General features: G+C 64.9%; 21 protein-coding genes. 13 read left to right on the forward strand and 8 right to left on the reverse strand.

Going from position 1 to position 17,778, the window contains the following annotated elements; translation table 11 throughout:
- Positions 1-44 precede the first annotated feature (44 nt).
- The 3 genes from AB3X86_RS11520 (at position 45) to AB3X86_RS11530 (ending at position 2,894) form a co-directional block, all read left to right on the forward strand.
- Positions 45-797: an SDR family NAD(P)-dependent oxidoreductase gene (locus tag AB3X86_RS11520; RefSeq protein WP_368596070.1), complete on the forward strand. Its 753-nt coding sequence runs from the start codon at positions 45-47 to the stop codon at positions 795-797.
- A 78-nt stretch (positions 798-875) separates the two neighbouring features.
- Entirely contained in the window at positions 876-2,054 is a 1,179-nt protein-coding gene (gene rhmD / locus AB3X86_RS11525) for an L-rhamnonate dehydratase (RefSeq protein ID WP_368596071.1), read from the forward strand.
- 57 nt (positions 2,055-2,111) lie between these two features.
- Positions 2,112-2,894 (forward strand): SDR family NAD(P)-dependent oxidoreductase, encoded by a 783-nt coding sequence (locus AB3X86_RS11530; RefSeq protein ID WP_176367180.1) that lies wholly within the window; start codon positions 2,112-2,114, stop codon positions 2,892-2,894.
- Positions 2,895-2,913: 19 nt separating this feature from the next.
- On the opposite strand, the gene AB3X86_RS11535 is transcribed toward AB3X86_RS11530, so the two are convergent.
- Positions 2,914-3,909, reverse strand: a complete 996-nt coding sequence (locus AB3X86_RS11535; protein WP_368596072.1) for a LysR family transcriptional regulator — start codon at positions 3,907-3,909, stop codon at positions 2,914-2,916.
- Positions 3,910-4,030: 121 nt separating this feature from the next.
- Between AB3X86_RS11535 and rhaM the strand changes: the two genes are divergently transcribed.
- From rhaM to rhaS, 6 genes are all read left to right on the forward strand, one after another.
- A complete protein-coding gene (rhaM, locus tag AB3X86_RS11540; protein ID WP_176106219.1) occupies positions 4,031-4,348 on the forward strand; it encodes an L-rhamnose mutarotase in 318 nt (105 codons plus the stop codon).
- Between the two features lie 8 nt (positions 4,349-4,356).
- Entirely contained in the window at positions 4,357-5,250 is an 894-nt protein-coding gene (locus AB3X86_RS11545; RefSeq protein WP_368596073.1) for an amidohydrolase, read from the forward strand.
- 49 nt (positions 5,251-5,299) lie between these two features.
- Entirely contained in the window at positions 5,300-6,829 is a 1,530-nt protein-coding gene (locus AB3X86_RS11550; RefSeq protein ID WP_368596074.1) for a sugar ABC transporter ATP-binding protein, read from the forward strand.
- Positions 6,826-7,881 carry an ABC transporter permease gene (locus AB3X86_RS11555; RefSeq protein WP_368596075.1) on the forward strand — a complete coding sequence of 352 codons (1,056 nt, stop codon included), beginning with the start codon at positions 6,826-6,828 and terminating at the stop codon, positions 7,879-7,881. Before AB3X86_RS11550 ends, AB3X86_RS11555 begins: the two co-directional genes overlap by 4 nt.
- Positions 7,874-8,899, forward strand: a complete 1,026-nt coding sequence (locus AB3X86_RS11560) for an ABC transporter permease (RefSeq protein WP_176106215.1) — start codon at positions 7,874-7,876, stop codon at positions 8,897-8,899. Before AB3X86_RS11555 ends, AB3X86_RS11560 begins: the two co-directional genes overlap by 8 nt.
- 79 nt (positions 8,900-8,978) lie before the next feature.
- A complete protein-coding gene (gene rhaS, locus AB3X86_RS11565) occupies positions 8,979-9,989 on the forward strand; it encodes a rhamnose ABC transporter substrate-binding protein (RefSeq protein WP_176123923.1) in 1,011 nt (336 codons plus the stop codon).
- An 88-nt stretch (positions 9,990-10,077) separates the two neighbouring features.
- Here rhaS and AB3X86_RS11570 read toward each other — a convergent pair whose 3' ends face one another.
- The 3 genes from AB3X86_RS11570 to AB3X86_RS11580 all read right to left on the reverse strand — a co-directional run bounded on the left by AB3X86_RS11570 (position 10,078) and on the right by AB3X86_RS11580 (position 13,331).
- Complete coding sequence (locus AB3X86_RS11570) at positions 10,078-11,229, reverse strand: CmpA/NrtA family ABC transporter substrate-binding protein (RefSeq protein ID WP_368596076.1); 1,152 nt, start codon at positions 11,227-11,229, stop codon at positions 10,078-10,080.
- A 7-nt stretch (positions 11,230-11,236) separates the two neighbouring features.
- On the reverse strand, positions 11,237-11,812 hold the full coding sequence (locus tag AB3X86_RS11575) for an ANTAR domain-containing response regulator (protein ID WP_368596077.1): 576 nt from the start codon (positions 11,810-11,812) through the stop codon (positions 11,237-11,239).
- Positions 11,813-12,089: 277 nt separating this feature from the next.
- Complete coding sequence (locus AB3X86_RS11580; protein ID WP_368596078.1) at positions 12,090-13,331, reverse strand: cyanate transporter; 1,242 nt, start codon at positions 13,329-13,331, stop codon at positions 12,090-12,092.
- 204 nt (positions 13,332-13,535) lie between these two features.
- On the opposite strand from AB3X86_RS11580, the gene AB3X86_RS11585 reads away from it, so the two are divergent.
- Positions 13,536-14,279 (forward strand): GntR family transcriptional regulator, encoded by a 744-nt coding sequence (locus tag AB3X86_RS11585; RefSeq protein WP_368596079.1) that lies wholly within the window; start codon positions 13,536-13,538, stop codon positions 14,277-14,279.
- 204 nt (positions 14,280-14,483) lie between these two features.
- On the opposite strand, the gene infA is transcribed toward AB3X86_RS11585, so the two are convergent.
- The 3 genes from infA to AB3X86_RS11600 form a co-directional block, all read right to left on the reverse strand.
- Complete coding sequence (gene infA / locus AB3X86_RS11590) at positions 14,484-14,762, reverse strand: translation initiation factor IF-1 (protein ID WP_008924062.1); 279 nt, start codon at positions 14,760-14,762, stop codon at positions 14,484-14,486.
- Between the two features lie 135 nt (positions 14,763-14,897).
- A complete protein-coding gene (locus tag AB3X86_RS11595) occupies positions 14,898-15,179 on the reverse strand; it encodes a hypothetical protein (protein ID WP_368596080.1) in 282 nt (93 codons plus the stop codon).
- A gap of 504 nt (positions 15,180-15,683) precedes the next feature.
- The gene (locus AB3X86_RS11600) at positions 15,684-15,902 is read right to left on the reverse strand and encodes a hypothetical protein (protein WP_176106207.1); all 219 of its coding nucleotides are present in this window, start codon (positions 15,900-15,902) and stop codon (positions 15,684-15,686) included.
- Between the two features lie 242 nt (positions 15,903-16,144).
- Here AB3X86_RS11600 and AB3X86_RS11605 point away from each other — a divergent pair, with 242 nt between their 5' ends.
- Genes AB3X86_RS11605 through AB3X86_RS11615 form a run of 3 tightly spaced genes read left to right on the forward strand, consistent with a single transcriptional unit; the run spans position 16,145 to position 17,306 of the window.
- Positions 16,145-16,789, forward strand: coding sequence for a transcriptional regulator (locus AB3X86_RS11605; RefSeq protein ID WP_368596081.1), 645 nt, complete (start codon positions 16,145-16,147; stop codon positions 16,787-16,789).
- 58 nt (positions 16,790-16,847) lie between these two features.
- Positions 16,848-17,075, forward strand: a complete 228-nt coding sequence (locus tag AB3X86_RS11610) for a DUF1653 domain-containing protein (protein WP_368596082.1) — start codon at positions 16,848-16,850, stop codon at positions 17,073-17,075.
- A 36-nt stretch (positions 17,076-17,111) separates the two neighbouring features.
- Positions 17,112-17,306, forward strand: coding sequence for a YqaE/Pmp3 family membrane protein (locus AB3X86_RS11615; protein WP_013092013.1), 195 nt, complete (start codon positions 17,112-17,114; stop codon positions 17,304-17,306).
- 60 nt (positions 17,307-17,366) lie between these two features.
- On the opposite strand, the gene AB3X86_RS11620 is transcribed toward AB3X86_RS11615, so the two are convergent.
- Positions 17,367-17,675, reverse strand: a complete 309-nt coding sequence (locus AB3X86_RS11620; RefSeq protein ID WP_176106205.1) for a 2Fe-2S iron-sulfur cluster-binding protein — start codon at positions 17,673-17,675, stop codon at positions 17,367-17,369.
- Positions 17,676-17,778: the final 103 nt, after the last annotated feature.

Below are 17,778 nucleotides of genomic sequence, written 5' to 3' on the forward strand. Positions count from 1 at the left end.
ACAACTCGACGGCGCGCCGCACGGCGGCCCACAGGAGCACAGCAATGAATCGGATCGATCTGGAGGGGCGCGCGGTCGTCATCACCGGCGGCGCGCGCGGCATCGGCTACGCGGTCGCGCAGCGGGCGTTGCAGTCGGGCGCGTCGGTGGCGTTGTGGGACGTCGATAGCGAACGCCTCGCGCGCAGCCAGCGCGAGCTGAGCGAACTCGGCAAGGTGAGCGCGGTCACGGTCGAGCTGACCGACGAAGCCGCGGTCCAGCGAGCCACCGCGCAAACGGTCGCCGAGCACCGCTCGATCGACGTGCTGATCAACTGCGCGGGCATCACCGGCGGCAATGGCACGACGTGGGAGCTCGAGCCGGACCTGTGGCGCCGCGTGATCGACGTGAATCTGATCGGCCCGTACCTGACCTGCCGCGCGGTCGTGCCGCAGATGCTGAAGCAGGGCTATGGCCGCGTCGTCAATATCGCGTCGGTGGCGGGCAAAGAGGGCAATCCGAATGCTTCGCACTACAGCGCGTCGAAAGCGGGCTTGATCGGGCTCACCAAGTCGCTCGGCAAGGAACTCGCGACCAAGAACATCCTCGTCAATGCGGTCACGCCGGCCGCGGCCAAGACCGAAATCTTCGATTCGATGTCGCAGCAGCACATCGACTACATGCTGTCGAAGATTCCGATGAACCGTTTCCTGCTGCCGGAAGAAGCGGCGTCGCTGATCCTGTGGCTGTCTTCCGAAGACTGCGCGTTCAGCACCGGCGCGGTGTTCGATCTGTCCGGCGGCCGCGCCACTTATTAATCGCGCTGCTCGAGCATTGCACAAGCGTCGAACGCGCGTTGTCGAGCCGCTTCGACGCCCCTCTCACGGAGCCCTTTCATGGCCATGCCTACCATCCGGCACGTGCGTGCCTTCATCGTTCGCGGCGGCGGCGCGGACTATCACGACCAGGCCGGCGGGCACTGGATCGACGATCACATCGCGACGCCGATGGCGCGTTATCCCGAGTACCGTCAGAGCCGCCAGTCATTCGGCATCAACGTACTTGGCACGCTGGTCGTCGAGATCGAGGCGAGCGACGGCACCGTGGGCTTCGCGGTGACCACTGGCGGCGAGATCGGCGCGTTCATCGTCGAGAAGCATCTCGCGCGTTTTCTCGAAGGGCAGCTCGTCACCGACATCGAGAAGATGTGGGATCAGATGTACTTCGCGACGTTGTACTACGGGCGCAAGGGCGTCGTGCTCAATACGATTTCCGGCGTCGATCTCGCGCTGTGGGATCTGCTCGCGAAGGTTCGCAAGGAGCCTGTGTATCAACTGTTGGGCGGCCCGGTGCGCGACGAGCTGGTTTTCTATGCGACCGGCGCGCGGCCCGATCTCGCGAAGGAGATGGGCTTCATCGGCGGCAAGCTGCCGTTGCAGCACGGTCCCGCGGAAGGCGAAGACGGACTCCGGCAGAACCTCGAGAAGCTCGCCGACATGCGTTCGCGCGTCGGCGACGACTTCTGGCTGATGTACGACTGCTGGATGAGCCTCGACGTGCGCTACGCGACGCGGCTCGCGCAACGCGCGCACGAATACGGCCTCAAATGGCTCGAGGAATGTCTTCCTCCCGACGATTACTGGGGTTACGCCGAACTGCGCCGCAACGTGCCACGCGGCATGATGGTGTCGACCGGCGAGCACGAGGCGACGCGCTGGGGCTTCCGGATGCTGTTGGAGATGCAGTGCTGCGATCTGATCCAGCCTGACGTCGGCTGGTGCGGCGGCATCACTGAGCTAATCAAGATTTCCGCGCTCGCCGATGCGCACAACGTGATGGTGGTGCCGCACGGTTCGTCGGTGTACAGCTATCACTTCGTCGTCACGCGCCATAACTCGCCGTTCTCGGAGTTTCTGATGATGGCGCCGAAAGCCGACGAAGTCGTGCCGATGTTCAACCCGCTGCTGCTCGACGAGCCGTTGCCGGTGAACGGGCGCATGAAGGTGCCCGATACGCCGGGCTTTGGCGTGCGGCTCAATCCGGAATGCGCGCTGGTGCGGCCTTATCAGCATTGAACGAGTTGAATGCTTTGAACGCATGCCGAACGGCGAACCCCGGCAAAGGAGACTAAGGTGCTGCTCAAGGACAAGGTCGTGATCGTCACCGGCGGCTCGCGCGGCATCGGACGCGCAATCGCGGTGGCCTGCGCCCGCGAAGGCGCGGACGTGGCGATCAACTACTGGGGTGACAACGACGCATCGTATGGCCGCCGCTCGGCGGTCGAGGAAGTGGTCGGCGAAATCGAGGCTTTGGGGCGGCGCGTGATCGCGGTGGAAGGCAACGTCGCGGCGCGCGATACCGGTCAGGAGCTGGTGCGCCGTACGGTCGACGCGTTCGGCAAGGTCGACGTGCTCGCGAGCAATGCTGGCATCTGTCCGTTCCACGCGTTTCTCGACATGCCGGCCGATGTGCTCGAATCGACGGTCGCGGTCAATCTGAACGGCGCGTTCTTCGTCACGCAAGCGGCCGCGCAGCAGATGAAAAAGCAGGGCACTGGTGGCGCGATCGTCGCGACGAGTTCGATCAGCGCGTTGGTGGGCGGCGGCATGCAGACGCATTACACACCGACCAAGGCCGGCGTGCATTCGCTGATGCAGTCGTGCGCGATTGCGTTGGGGCCGTACGGCATCCGCTGCAACTCGGTGATGCCGGGCACGATCGCGACCGATCTGAACGCCGAAGATCTCGCCGACGAAGCAAAGAAGGCCTACTTCGAGAAACGCATTCCGCTCGGCCGCCTCGGGCATCCCGACGACGTCGCCGATTGCGTCGTGTTTCTCGCGTCGGACCGCGCGCGCTATGTGACGGGCGCTGCGCTGCTTGTCGACGGCGGCCTGTTCGTGAACCTGCAATAAGCGACGCGCGATGCGGGCGTCAATTGACCGTGGCGGGCGCAGTCAGCGTGCCGGGTGCGATGGCGGGATTGTCGCGCGCGAGGTTGCGCGAGAAGCCGCGCAGCAGATCGATCAAGCGCAGCGCGGGCTCGGCGAGCGGCTCTTCCTTGCGCGTCAGAATGCCGAAACCCGCGAGGCTCTTGCCAATTTCCAGCGGCAGCGCGACGAGCAGCCCGCCGCGCACATGATCGCGCACGACCGATTCCGGCAGCATCGCGACCGCATCGTAGTTTTCGAGCAATTGCAGCGTCGCGAAGATCGATGCGCATTCGGTCAGATTGACTGGCGTGGCGAGCCCCGCGCGCGCGAGTTCTTCCTCGAACAGCACGCGTGCCGGACTCGTGATCGGCTGCGCCACCCACGGCCACGCGACCAGTTCGCGCAACGTGATGCGCGAACGCCGCGCGAGCGGATGCACGGCGCGCACGACGAGCAGCAGCGTTTCGCGCGCGAGCGGCTCGAAACTGAAGTCGTTGTGCTGCAAAGGATTGGTCAGGCGCCCCAGCGCGAGATCGACCTCGCGGCGATGCAGCAATTGCACGACCTGGTCGCTCGTTTCGCCGAGGATGCGCACGTTGAGCAGCGGGCTTTCGGTCTTCAGCACGGCGACCGACATCGCCAGCAGATCGGGCGCGGCGCCCATGATCGCGCCGACGGTCAATTGCCCGTGACCGCCGCGGCGTTTGACATCGAGGTCTTCGGCGAAGCGTGTGAGTTCGGCAAGCGCGCGGCGCGCGTAAGCGAGCGTGACGACGCCGAGCGGCGTCGGCGTCATGCCGCGGGCGTTGCGCTCGAACAGCAGAAAGCCGAACGCTTCCTCGATATCCCCGAGCATGCGGCTCGCGCTCGGTTGCGCGACGTTGACGGCCTCGGCGGCCTGATGCAGGTTGCGGGTGTCGTCGAGCGCGACGAGCAGGGCGAGATGCTTGAACTTGAGACGATTGACGAGTGCGACGGCGGCTGAATGTTGGCTCATGGTGCCAGTAGAGGTGCCCGTGCGATTCGGTTTATGGATCGCCCAATCCCAACAACGGATTGAGAGGCTATCGATGCAGGAATTATAGTCGTTCGAAGAAGTCGACAGGAGACAGGCCGCAATGGAGACGATCGCTTTCCGGATGGTGCTGAACCCCGGCATGCGCGAAGAATACGAACGGCGTCATACGGAGATCTGGCCCGAGCTCGTTGACGCATTGCACAACGCCGGCGTGCGCGACTACCGCATCTTCTTCGACCCCGACACGCATCATCTTTTCGCGGTGCTTTCGCGCACCAGCGATCACACGATGGATCAGTTGCCGCAACTCGACGTGATGCGCAAATGGTGGGATTACATGGCCGACATCATGCAGACCGCGCCCGATCACACGCCGCTGTCGCAGACGCTCGAACCGGTCTTTCATCTCAGTCATTGAGGTGTCGCATGCAGGTTGTCGATTCGCATATCCATCTGTGGGATCTGAAAACGCATCGCTATCCGTGGCTGGAGAACCCGGGTGTGTCGTTCGTCGGTGATGCGCGGGAGCTTAAGCATGACTATCTGCTCGAGCATCTGCTCGGTGAAGCGGGCGACATCGACGTGCTGAAGCTCGTGCACGTCGAAGCGAATCACGATCCGGCCGATCCCGTCGAAGAAACGCGCTGGTTGCAGTCGATCGCGGATTGCGACGCGTCGCGCGGCATGCCGAATGCGATCGTCGCCGCTGTCGATCTGTCCGCGCCGAACGCACCGGCGTTGCTCGAAGCGCATGCGTCGTTCGCGAATACGCGCGGCATCCGGCAGATTCTCAACGTGCACGACAACAAGCTGTTCGATTACGTCGGCCGTCACTATATGCGCGAGCCGCAGTGGCGCGAGCATTTCGCATTGCTGCGCCGGTTCGATCTGTCGTTCGACCTGCAAATCTATCCGTCGCAGATGGAAGAGGCGGCCGCGCTCGCGCGTGCGCATGCGGACACGCTGTTGATCGTCAATCATGCGGGCATGTTCGTCGATCGCAATAGCGTGGCCGGTTATCGCGCGTGGCGCGATGGCATGCGCTTGCTGGCGGCCTGTCCGAACATCGCGGTGAAGATCAGCGGACTCGCGATGTTCGATCATCACTGGACCGTCCAAAGCCTGCGCCCGTATGTGCTCGAAACGATCGATACGTTCGGCGTCGAACGCGCGATGTTCGCGTCGAACTTTCCGGTCGACCGGCTGTTCGGTTCGTATACGGATTTGTGGCACGCGTATGCGTCGATCGTGGCTGATGCGAGCGAGGCTGAGAAAGATGCGCTGTTTCGGCGTAACGCGGAACGGTATTACCGGATTTGACGCGCCGCCGCGTCGAGCAGAACACAGCCGAAAAAAAAGGAGACACGCAGTGCAGCCATCCCCATCCGCGGTGCCGCGACTCGAATTGCGGCACGCGAGCAAATCCTTCGGCCGGGTGCGCGCGCTGTCCGACGGCGACCTCGTGCTGTGGCCGGGCGAGGTGCATGCGCTGCTCGGCGAGAACGGCGCGGGCAAATCGACAGTCGTGAAAATTCTCGCCGGCGTGCATCAGCCCGATGCCGGCGAATTGCTGGTGAACGGCGAGCCGCGCCGCTTCGCGACGCCCGCCGAAGCCCGTGACGCCGGACTCGCGGTCATCTATCAGGAGCCGACGTTGTTCTTCGATCTGTCGATCGCGGAGAACATCTTCATGGGCCGGCAGCCGGTCGATCGCTTCGGCCGCATCCAGTACGACGCGATGCATCGCGAAGTGGACGGACTGCTTGCGTCGCTCGGCGTCGAACTGCGCGCGGATCAACTGGTGCGGGGTCTGTCGATCGCGGATCAGCAGGTGATCGAAATCGCCAAGGCGTTGTCGCTGAACGCGAGCGTGCTGATCATGGACGAGCCGACGGCCGCGTTGTCGCTGCCCGAAGTCGAGCGGCTCTTCGCGATCGTGCGCAAGCTGCGCGAACGGGACGTCGCGATTCTGTTCATCACGCACCGGCTCGACGAAGTGTTCGCGCTGACGCAGCGCGTAACGATCATGCGCGACGGCGCGAAAGTGTTCGACGCACTGACCGCCGATCTGAGCACCGATGCGATCGTCGCAAAGATGGTCGGCCGCGATCTGGAAACGTTCTATCCGAAGGCCGATTGCACGCCAGGTGAAGTGCGTCTGTCGGTGCGCGGCTTGACGCGCATCGGCGTGTTCAAGGACGTCTCGTTCGACGTGCGCGCGGGCGAGATCGTCGCGCTTGCGGGTCTGGTCGGCGCGGGGCGCAGCGAGGTCGCGCGCGCGATCTTCGGTATCGATCCGCTCGATGCGGGCGAAGTGTGGCTGTCCGGCAAACGGCTCGACGCCGGCAAGCCCGCGGCCGCGGTGCGTGCCGGGCTCGCGCTGGTGCCGGAGGATCGTCGCCAGCAAGGCTTGGCGCTGGAACTGAGCATCGCGCGCAATGCGTCGATGACGGTGCTCGGCCGGCTCGTGCGGCATGGTCTCATTTCGACGCGCAGCGAAACGCAGCTCGCGAACAAGTGGGGCACGCGGCTGCGCCTGAAAGCCGGCGACCCGAATGCGCCGGTCGGCACGCTGTCTGGCGGCAACCAGCAGAAGGTCGTGCTCGGCAAATGGCTCGCAACCGGCCCGAAAGTGCTGATCATCGACGAACCGACACGCGGCATCGACGTCGGCGCAAAAGCCGAGGTCTACAGCGCGCTGGCCGAACTCGTACGCGACGGCATGGCCGTGCTGATGATTTCGAGCGAGTTGCCCGAGGTGCTCGGCATGGCCGATCGCGTGCTCGTGATGCACGAAGGCCGCATTAGCGCGGAGATCGCGCGCGCCGACGCCAACGAGGAGCGGATCATGGGCGCCGCGCTCGGTCAGGGACTCTCACCCTTGGGACGTGCAGCATGATGCGCCATTCGACCCATCCCGCGCCGGTCCAGCAATCGCTGCCGAAACGTTCGGCCGCTTCGTCGGGCGGTCTCGTCGCGAGCATCGCGAAGAGCCGCGAAACCACGTTGTTCGTCGTGCTGATCCTGCTGATCGCGGGGACCGGGCTGGCGAAGCCGCAGTTCCTGAACATGCAGAATCTGCGCGACGTGCTGCTGAACGTGTCGATCATCGGGCTGCTGACGGCTGGCATGACCGTCGTGATCCTGATGCGGCATATCGATCTGTCGGTCGGCTCGACGGTGGGTGTCAGCGCGTATGCGGTAGGGAGTTTGTATGTTGCGTTCCCGCATATGCCGGTGCTCGTCGCACTGGCCGCGGGACTCGCGATCGGTCTCGTCGCGGGCGGCATCAACGCGCTGCTGGTCGCGGTGGGGCGTGTGCCTTCGCTCGTCGCGACGCTGTCGACGCTGTACATCTTTCGCGGCGCCGATTACGCATGGGTGCACGGCGGCCAGATCAACGCGACCAGTCTGCCCGACGCGTACTCGCGGCTCGCGACCGGCACGCTGATCGGTATTCCGACGCTCGCGCTGATCGCGGTCGTCGTGCTTGCCGGTCTGTCGGTGTATCTGAAGCAGTTCCGCGGCGGTCGCGAGCACTACGCGATCGGCTCGAATCCGGAGGCCGCGCGGCTCGCGGGCGTCAACGTCGAGCGTCGCGTGATGTCGGGCTTTTTGTTGTCCGGCGCGATTGCGGGCTTTGCGGGCGCGTTGTGGCTCGCGCGCTTCGGCACCGTCGATGCGAGCACCGCGAAGGGCATCGAATTGCAGGTCGTCGCGGCGGCGGTGGTCGGCAGCGTCGCGATCACGGGCGGCGTCGGCACGATCCTCGGCGCGACGCTCGGTGCGCTCGTGCTCGGCGTGATCAGCATCGCGCTGGTCGTGCTGCACGTGTCGCCGTTCTGGGAGCAGGCGATCCAGGGCGCGCTGATCGTCGCCGCGATCGCCGCCGATACGCTGCTGGCCCGCTCCGTCGCAAAACGCATGATGAGGAAACGCGATCATGGCTAAACCCGATTCCGCGCTGCTGACGCGCAAGCGCGAAACGCCGCTGCAATGGGAAGTATTGCTGGTGATCGTGCTGATCGTGTCGCTGGTGTTGGGGCGCTGGCTGTCGCCGGTGTTTCTGACCGGCGCGAACCTGAGCAACGTGTTCGCCGATCTGACCGAGATCGCGCTGATGGCGCTGCCGATGACGCTGATCATCGTCGCGGCCGAAATCGATCTGTCGGTCGCGTCGGTGCTGGGCGCATCGAGCGCGTTGATGGGCGTGCTGTGGCACATGGGTCTGCCGATGCCGGTCGTGATCGTGCTGGTTCTGATCGCCGGCGCGTTGGCGGGTCTGCTGAACGGCCTCGTGATCGTCAAGCTGAACCTGCCGTCGCTCGCGGTCACGATCGGTACGCTCGCGCTGTTTCGCGGTCTCGCATATGTGCTGCTCGGCGATCAGGCAGTCGCGGATTTTCCGGCCGCGTATACGGCGTTCGGCATGAACACGCTTGGGCCCACGTTCATTCCTTTGCCGTTCGTGATCGTGATCGTCGCGGCCGTGCTGTTCACCGTGCTTTTGCAAGCCACCGCGTTCGGCCGCAGCCTCTATGCGATCGGCGCGAATCCGACCGCCGCCGCGTTCTCCGGCATCGAGGTCGCGAAGATCCGCTTGCGTCTGTTCGTGATGTCGGGTCTCGTCAGCGCGCTCGCGGGCATCGTCTATACGCTGCGCTTCACCAGTGCGCGCGGCGATAACGGCGAGGGCTTCGAGCTATCGGTGATCGCGGCGGTGCTGTTCGGTGGCGTCAGCATCTTCGGCGGACGCGGCTCGATGGTCGGCGTGCTGTTGTCGCTGCTGATCATCGGCGTGCTGAAAAACGCGTTGACGCTCGACGACGTATCGAGCGAAACGCTGACCATCGTGACCGGCGTGCTGCTGCTCGCGTCGGTGCTGATTCCGAACCTCGTCGCGCGCTGGCGTGCGGCGCGCGACCGGCGTTTCATCGCGAAGTCCGCAGCAGCGTCTTCTTCATCCTAGTGGTCACCGTTCGTACGAAGCTCCCAAGGACCGATAACCCGGACCCCTCTCTGTCCAACAACAACGCAGGAGACACTTCATGTTCAAACCTCTACGTCACACCGGCATGGCCGCGCTATGCGCCGCGTTGCTCGCGATCAGCTGCGGCGGCGCGTTCGCCGCGGACCTGAAAAGCGGGCTGAAGATCGCGTTCGTGCCGAAGCAGATCAACAACCCGTACGAAGTGATCGCCGACGACGGCGGCCTCTCCGCGATCAAGGAGTTTGGCGGCGTGGGCAAGGCGGTGGGGCCGTCGGATGCGGGAGCATCGTCGCAGGTGTCGTACATCAATACGCTGATCACGCAGCACCAGGACGCGATCGTGATTGCCGCGAACGATGCGAACGCGGTCGTGCCGTATCTGAAGAAAGCGATGGGGCAGGGCATCAAGGTCGTCACGTTCGACTCCGATACCGCGCCCGAAGGCCGCCAGTTGTTCGTCAATCAGGCGAACGCGGAGGGCATCGGACGGGGTCAGGTGCAGCTGGTCGCGAAGCTGATGGGCGGCGAGGGCGAGTTCGCGATCCTGTCGGCGACGCCGAACGCGACCAACCAGAACACGTGGATCAAGTGGATGCAGGAGGAACTGAAGAAACCGGAGTACTCGAAGATCAAGCTCGTCAAGATCGCGTACGGCAACGACGACGATCAGAAGTCCTTCGTCGAAACCCAGGGCCTGCTGCAGGCGTATCCGAACCTGAAGGCGATCGTCGCGCCGACGACGGTCGGCATCGCGGCGGCGGCGCGCTATATCTCGTCGTCGTCGAGCAAGGGCAAGGTTGCGGTGACGGGCCTCGGCACGCCGAACCAGATGCGCGCGTTCGTGAAGAACGGCACCGTGACCGCATTCCAGCTGTGGGACCCGAGCGAGCTCGGCTATCTGGCCGCGTACGCGGCGGCGTCGCTCGCGTCGGGCAAGATTTCGGGTAAGGAGGGCGAATCGTTCGACGCCGGGAAACTCGGCAAGCGCACGATCGGCGCGCAAGGCGAAATCATTCTCGGACCGCCGACCACCTTCGATGCGAGCAATATCGACAAGTACAACTTTTGAGCTTCGGCGACGCCGACTGTCCACTTGATCGCCGTTGGCGGCGCGTGGGCAGTTAGCGCATCAGTACGGGCGTTCTCGTGCGGTCTGCTCAGCGGCGGATCGCGAAACGCTGGCCATACGCGGCGGGCGATGATCCGCTTCCCCACACCTCGCCATCGATCAATTCCCGCGTCACTTCCTCGCCGGGCACCCGCACGTTCACGCGCGCGGCGGCCTCGCGATACAGCTGCGTCTGGTTGATGCGCTCGGCGATCGCTTCGTAATCGTCGCGCGCATCGATGATGCCCCAGCGCTCGAACTGCGTAAGGAACCACGCGCCTTCGATTGGATGCGGATAGTTGACCGCGCCGTCGTCGAAGAAACGCATCGGCAGGCGGCGCGGGTGCGCCGTGTCGACGTCGTCACCAAGGCGCGTTGCGATCAGCGATTCGTCGATACCGATGTAGTCGGACCGCGCAAGCCAGCGCGCGATCTCGTCGCGATGCCCGGCGCCGTCGAGCCAGCGGCACGCTTCGAGCACGGTCTGCACGAGCGCGCGCGTCGTGCGCGGATGGGCGTCGACGAAATCGCGTCGGCAGGCGAGCACTTTCTCCGGATGCTCGGGCCACACCTCGCTGGTATAAGCGATGGTTCTGCCGACGCCGTGCGCCTCGGCCATCGCATTCCACGGCTCGCCGACGCACAGACCGTCGAGCCGGTCTTCGGCGAGCGCCGCGACCATCTGCGGCGGCGGAATCGCGACGCTGTCGATGTCGCGCAACGGATCGACGCCTTGCGCCGCGAGCCAGTAGTACAGCCACATCGCGTGCGTGCCGGTCGGGAAGGTGTGCGCGAACACCGGCTTGCGGCCGAGCGTCGCGAGCGCGTCGCGCAAAGTCCCGTGCTTCGCGAGCGCCTCGGCGAGCCGATTCGACAGCGTGATCGCCTGGCCGTTGCGGTTCAGCACCATCAGCACGGCCATGTCGGTGCGCGGTCCGCCGAGGCCGAGCTGCACGCCATACACAAGCCCGTAAAGCGCGTGTGCGGCGTCGAGATCGCCCGACAGCAGCTTGTCGCGCACGGCGGCCCACGACGGCTGGCGGCACAGTTCGAGCGTGAGTCCGTGCGCATGGCCGAACTCGAGCAGCTTCGCGGCGATCAGCGGCGCCGCGTCGGACAACGCGACGAAGCCCAGCCGCAGATGGGTCTTTTCAGGCGGCTCGGCAGAGGCCGCCGCGGTGACGGATGTGGCTGGATTCATGAGCGCATCATTTGAGCGAGCCGGCCGACGCGACGACCTCGCGCGCGATCTCGGCGAGTTTGACGCCCTGGTTCATCGCGCGTTTGCGCAGACTCGCGTAGGCGGCCGGTTCGGTGAGTTTCTGCTGATCCATCAGCAGGCGTTTCGCGCGATCGATCAGCTTGCGCTCGGCCAGTTCGTTTTCGGCCTGCGCGAGCCGCTCGCGCAATTGCGACTCCTGCGCGAAACGCGCTAGCGCGACTTCGAGGATCGGCGCGAGCCGCTCGGTCGCGAGGCCTTCGACCAGATACGCGGTGACGCCCGCGTTGACCGCTTCGCGGATCAGTTGCTGGTTCGCGTCGTGGCTGAACATCAGCACGGGGCGCGGCGCGGTCGCGTGCATCACGGCGAGCTGTTCGAGCGTATCGCGCGACGGCGACTCCGTATCGATGATGATCACGTCGGGCCGCTCGTCCTGCACCGCGCGATGCAGCGCCTGCGGCGTCGCGGTGCCGGCCAGCATTTCGCAGCCGAGACAGGCGAGCGCGTCGCGCAGATCGCCGATGGGTTTGTCGGTGTCGGTGACAAGGAGAACGCGCAGCATGGAGTCAGGGGAAGGGACATCTGACTACCGGTAAAGCAATGGATATGCCAATCACCGCGCGACGGGGATTGGCGACGTGTGTGAACAGCGTTGCGCGTAAATGGCGCGGGCCGATTGGGATTTTCTTGCGGGCGAGGGCTGCGAATCATCCGCGAACGAGATGTGCGGCCACGTCGGTCGCGCTGCACCGGCACGGGGCACGCGGGACAGCGGACGCCCGATGCACCGAAGCGGCGCATCGCGTACGAAACGGTCGAAGGCTCAAAGGCTCAAAGCCTCAAAGCCAGCGCGAATAACTGCGTGGAGAAAACTGCAAGGTCACCGCCATCATCGCGGCGATGCAGCCGCCGAGCATGATCCACGCGGCGGCGAACCCGCCGCTCCAGCCGCGTACGATGCCGGCGACGAGCGGCGTGACGGCCGCGACGATAAAGCCGACGCCCTGCGTGAACGCGACCAGCGGGCCGGCCACGCGATGATCGCTCGAATGATCCATCGCGGTCACGAGCGTCAGCGAAAACACGCCGCCGAGCCCCGCGCCCGCGATGCCGACCCATAGCAGCGGCGCGGCGTCGGGCAGTGCGATCAGGCCTAGAACGCCAGCCAGTTGCGCCGATAGCCCGAGCAGCAACCACGGTCGGCGATCGCGGAACGACGCGGCGGCCAGCGGCAGCAGCAACGCCGACGTGGCCTGGAAGACCGTCATCGCGGCGAGCAGCGAGCCGCTCGCTGAAACGCTCATGCCGCGCTGCTGATAGAACGCCGGCAGCCACGCGACCAGACTCGTATAACCGCCGTTGACGATGCCGAAGTAGAGGCCGAGCGTCCACGCGCGCTGAGTGGTCCACGGCGAGAAGGCCGGCGCGGGCACGGCAGAGGTGCGCACGGCGATGTGGACCACGGCATGCCGCCGCGTCAACAGCCACCAGCCCGTGAGCGCGACGCAGGCCGGCAGCGCCCACACCGCGAGCCCCGCATGCCAGGAATGCATCGCGCGGCTGACCCACGGACTCAGACTCGCGCCGAGGCCGCCGCCGCCCATGATCGACGCGGAGAACACGCCCATCGCGAGTGGCACGCGGGCGTGGAAACGCTGCTTGATGACGGCGGGCAGCAGCGCCTGAATCGCGGCGACGCCAGCGCCCGCGAGCAGCGCCGTCGAGAGCAGCGTGAAGCCGCTCGACGCCAGCCAGCGCGCCGCGCATGCAAGCGCGATCGCGACGAGGCCGAGCGCGACTCCGCGCGTTTCGCCGACGCCGCGCGTCAACGCCGCCGCGCCGAATGCGCCGACGCCCATCGCGACGACCGGCAGGCTGGTCAGCAATGACGCGCCGTAGAAGCTCAGGCCGGTCGCGTCGCGAATCGTCGTCATCAACGGGCTGATCGAGGTCAGCAATGGCCGCAGATTGATGCCGATCACGACGATCGCGCCGAGCCACGCGAGGTCGTGCCATGTGAGCGCGGCGCGGGCGCGGTTTGCGGAGGTACTGTGGGGAGTAGCGCAGGTGGGCAAATTCATGGCGAGCCTGGGAGCCGGACTGCGGAAAACGTTGCAGTCTCCGTTTTGGTCAACCATAGTAACCGAATATGGTTAACCATTTGCGTGAATGTCCGGTATAAGCGGCGGCGTAGCCAGGCAGATTGGCGTCGTGCGCGGGGCATCGCTAGAACGCTGCGGCGTTGTTCCGTTCTTTGTTTTCCACCATCCACGGTTACTGAAATCATGGCTGCGCGTTCCCCGCGTTCTTCCTCCGCCGAATCCGCTTCATCCGCTTCATCCGCGAGCGGCGACGCCTCGCCGAGCGTCGAAGAGCGCATTTATGCGTCGATTACCTCGGCCCTGCTGCAGGGGCGTTTGCGGCCCGGTGCGCAACTGGTCGAGCGCGATCTCGCGGCCGCGTTCGGCTGCACCCGCGGCGCGCTGCGCAAGGTGCTCGCGCGGCTAGGCTTCGAGGGCAAGCTCGTGCTCGAGGCGAATCGCGGCGCGTTCGTGCCGTCGCCGTCGGAGGAGGACATTCGCCAGGTGTATCGGGCGCGGCAGATAGTCGAGGCGGGCATCGTCGCATCGCTTTGCGGTGCGCTGAGCGCCGCGCATAAACGGCGCTTGCGCGCGCATGTGCGCAGCGAGGAAAAGGCGCTGCGCGCGGGCGCCATCAATGAATCCGTGCGCCTCGCCGGCCAGTTTCACGTGCTGCTGACGGAGCTGGCGGGCGGCACCGAGTTGCTTGGACTGGTCGGGCAACTGGTCGCGAAGACCGAGCTGTACAAGGCGCTGTTCGATCCGTCGAAGGGTTCGAGTTGTTCCGCCGATGAGCATGCGCGGATCATCGACGCACTCGATGCCGGCGACCTGCAAGCCGCGTTGACGGCAATGCGCGAGCATCTGTCGGAGCTGGAGGAGCGGGTGGTCGAGCAGGTGCGCAAAAGCGCGGATGGGGAGGATCTGGGGGCGGTGTTCGGAGTTTAGCGAGACGCTGCGACGTGCGTGGGTCGCCGAAGCGGCGCGCCGCCAGATTCCGGTCAAGACGCCGCGCGTTCGTTCGAGCAGAACGCGGAGCCGAAGGTGGGGCGCGAGTCTGCAGGGCCTCGCGCTGACTCTCGAGGTTCGGGCGGGCTGCCCGCGTCACCTGCATGGCATCGCAGGTCCGCAGGGCGGCGCCGTCACTACCGCTTATCTACGCCGGGCACCCTGCGACGCCGGTCGTGGCGCACCGCCACCGCTCGGGCGTTCGTCCTTGTGGCGGAAATTGATCCGCCCCTTGGTCAGGTCGTAGACCGACATTTCGAGCGTCACGCGATCGCCCGCGAGAATACGGATATGGTTCTTGCGCATCCGTCCGGACGCATAAGCGCCCACCACGACGCCGTTGTCGAGCGTCACGCGGTAGCGGCTATCCGGAAGCACTTCGTCGACGATACCGTCAAGTTCAATCAGTTCTTCTTTCGCCATGCATCACTCCTGGTCGATGGGATAAAGGGGAAATCGGCCGCGGGCATTGCGAGCGGCGCGACTGTGGATTCATTGGAAAAGCAGCGGCGCCCAAACGCACGCTGCGCGACATGAGTGACGCGCCGATGACGCCGCTCAAAGATCGGTGACCGATTGACCGCTCACCTGGCCGTCGATCAGCCGTTCCGCATGCGCCATGCACGCGATGCGCGCCTTGCCCATGCCGTCGAACGGAAACAGATACTGCAGACGGAACACCCGGCCGTCGGCCGCCGGATTGGCGCCGACGCGGCAGATGCGCACCGATGCGTCGTAACCGGCGCCAGGATTGCGCGCCGCTTGCGCGCCCGGCGGGCGGCGCGGATAAACGAGCGGGTGAATTTCGTAACCCTTGTAGGTCTTGACTGCTGAATTCATGAAAACGTGTCCTGTATTGCGTGGTCCGCGCGCCGCGTGCGGGGCGCTGCTTCCGGCAACGTCTGCTCGAGGCGTCGCGACGCGGACCGGCGGCGCAGCACCCGATGGGCGCGCCGCGATGAAAATGGTTGGCACAGGCCTGCTAGACCCGGCGGGCTCAATGACAATGGCTCGAGCGGTCGCGCGAAAACGCGGATTCGACCGAAAACGCTGAAGCGGCGCGCCAATTCGTGCGCCGGACGCATGATGCTGAACGACCGCTCGGTGTACTTCTCGCGGCGGCGAATGCGGACGGCGCATTGCCGGAGTGACGGGATCGCCGATAAGGGGCGGTCGAACTGTCGGGGGTGGTGCGGAGATGCCGGGTTGAGACTGCCTGGTGCTGCCAGTGCTATATGGGTGCGAGGTGCAACTATTGCAATATGATGCCTGAAATAGGGCTGATTGGATAGTGCAAACTTCAGTGCACGCCCGCAACGCCCGCCTGGCGGGGCTTTGCGGGGGTCAGCGCGACGTCTCGGCGACGCGCTTCTGCAATTCGCGCGCGGCCGCCAGCGGCAAGCGCGCATCGTCCCAACCGGCCAGCCATTCGACTTCCTTCGCCGTGAAGACCTGACCATAGTTGCGCAGTGCGTACTGCAGCGAGTCGATGACGTGATTGCGAATGATCTCTGGCGTACGCGTGTCGTCGAGCACGGCGCGAAGCGCTTCGAGTGTGGCCATCGGTCGGCTCCGTTCGGTTCGGTTGGATGTCGGTGGTTCAGCGTTTATCGCACGAAAAAAATGCGCTCGCGAGGTCGACAAAATTGCCGTCCGGGGGCGATTCGCGGCGCCAGCGCGAGGCCGCTACAATGGCGGCTTCCTGAATGGCGGACCGAGCGTGCGCGCCGAAGCCTGCTGCTGGCATCTGGCATCGTCGGCATTCGCGATCGCGCGCCGCCTCCTTCGAACCTCGCGTTTTTTCCTTGCGCAACCCGAACGTGTCTCCTGTCAAAGACCTGCTGTTAAAGCGCTACGCGCCGATTGCCGACGGCATCGCCGCGCTGCTCTATCCGTGCGCCGAAGTGGTGATTCACGATCTGCGCGATCAGACCATCGCGTATCTGGCGAATAATCTGTCGCGGCTCGAGGTGGGCGCGCCGTCGGTGCTCGACGACGCGCACTTCGCGGCGCGCGGCCAGACCATCGGTCCCTACGAGAAACTGAACTGGGACGGGCGCCGCATGCGCTGCGTGAGCAACATCCTGCTCGACGACGATGGCAAGCCCGCCGGCATCCTGTGCGTGAACTTCAACATCGCGGTGTTCGAAGACGTGCGCTCGACGCTCGATCTGTTCATCAAGGGCGGCACGATGACGAACGCGCCAGGCGACGATCTGTTCCGCGACGACTGGCAGGACCGCATCAACACATATCTGCACACGTGGTTGCGCGACCGGCAGATCGGCATCAATGCGCTGACGCGCGAGCACAAGCGTGAAATCGTCGAAGCGCTGCACGCGCAGGGCGCGTTTCGTGGCCGCAGCTCGGCGAACTACGTGGCCGCGGTGCTGACGATGGGTCGCGCGACCGTCTACAAGATCCTGAAGCAGATGAAAGAGGGCGGCTGAGCTCAGGCGCGCGGTGCTTGAAAATGCTTCGATGACGCCCAAAATAAGGACATACGCGATGCGCTACCGACACTACAAAGGCGGCCTTTACGAACTGGTCTGCGAGGCCACGCTCGAATCGGATCCGACGGTCACGATGATCGTCTACAAGGCGGTCAATGGTACGATCTGGACCCGTCCAGCGACGGTGTTTTTCGAGCTGGTCGAGCAGGACGGCGTCAAGGTGCCGCGCTTCGCGCCGCTCGATGAGTTCAACAACGAAGCAGATGCGTCCCGCTCGGACTAACGCATGCTGCCTTAACGACAGGAACAGGAAAACCGAATGCGTCTTTTGCTTGCCATCATTCTGCCGTGGTTGCAGTTTTTCACGATCGGCCGTCCGTTTGCGGGCATCATCTGCCTAATTCTGCAAATCACGGTGATCGGCTGGGTGCCGGCGGCCATCTGGTCGGTGTATGCGCTGAGCCAGTACAACACGGACAAGAAAATCGCCCGCGCAATGGGCAATGGGCGGTAACACGCGGCGTCTGAAGCGTCGGCGAGTGTGGGCGCGTCGCGCTCACGCTCGCGCCATCATTCACCCCACCGGTATCACGACCGCATCCGGCACTTCGATCACCACGTCGGTCTCCGCGATCGCCACGCACGGCAGGATATAACCGTCCGCCTTTTCCTCACGGCTCACACCGGGCCATTCAATCGAATAGCGCACCCGCCCGGACGTCATCCGGCACAAGCATGTGCGGCAGGTGCCGTTGCGGCACGAACGCGGCAAACGCAGATTCGCGAAAGCGGCGGCTTCGAGAATCGTCAGCGAATCGGGCGCTTCGAAGCTCTGGCCGAGCGGTTCGACGCGAACTACAGGCGGGCGGGTGGGGGCGGACATCGTCAGGTTGGTTACTTTGTGCGCGACACTTTACACGGGATCGGACGCCGCTTGATATTGCGCTGCAACATAGGCAAATCAGTCGTGTTGTCAAGAAAAAATC

The organism is Paraburkholderia sp. BR14374, assembly GCF_040948685.1.
GTDB lineage: Bacteria > Pseudomonadota > Gammaproteobacteria > Burkholderiales > Burkholderiaceae > Paraburkholderia > Paraburkholderia youngii.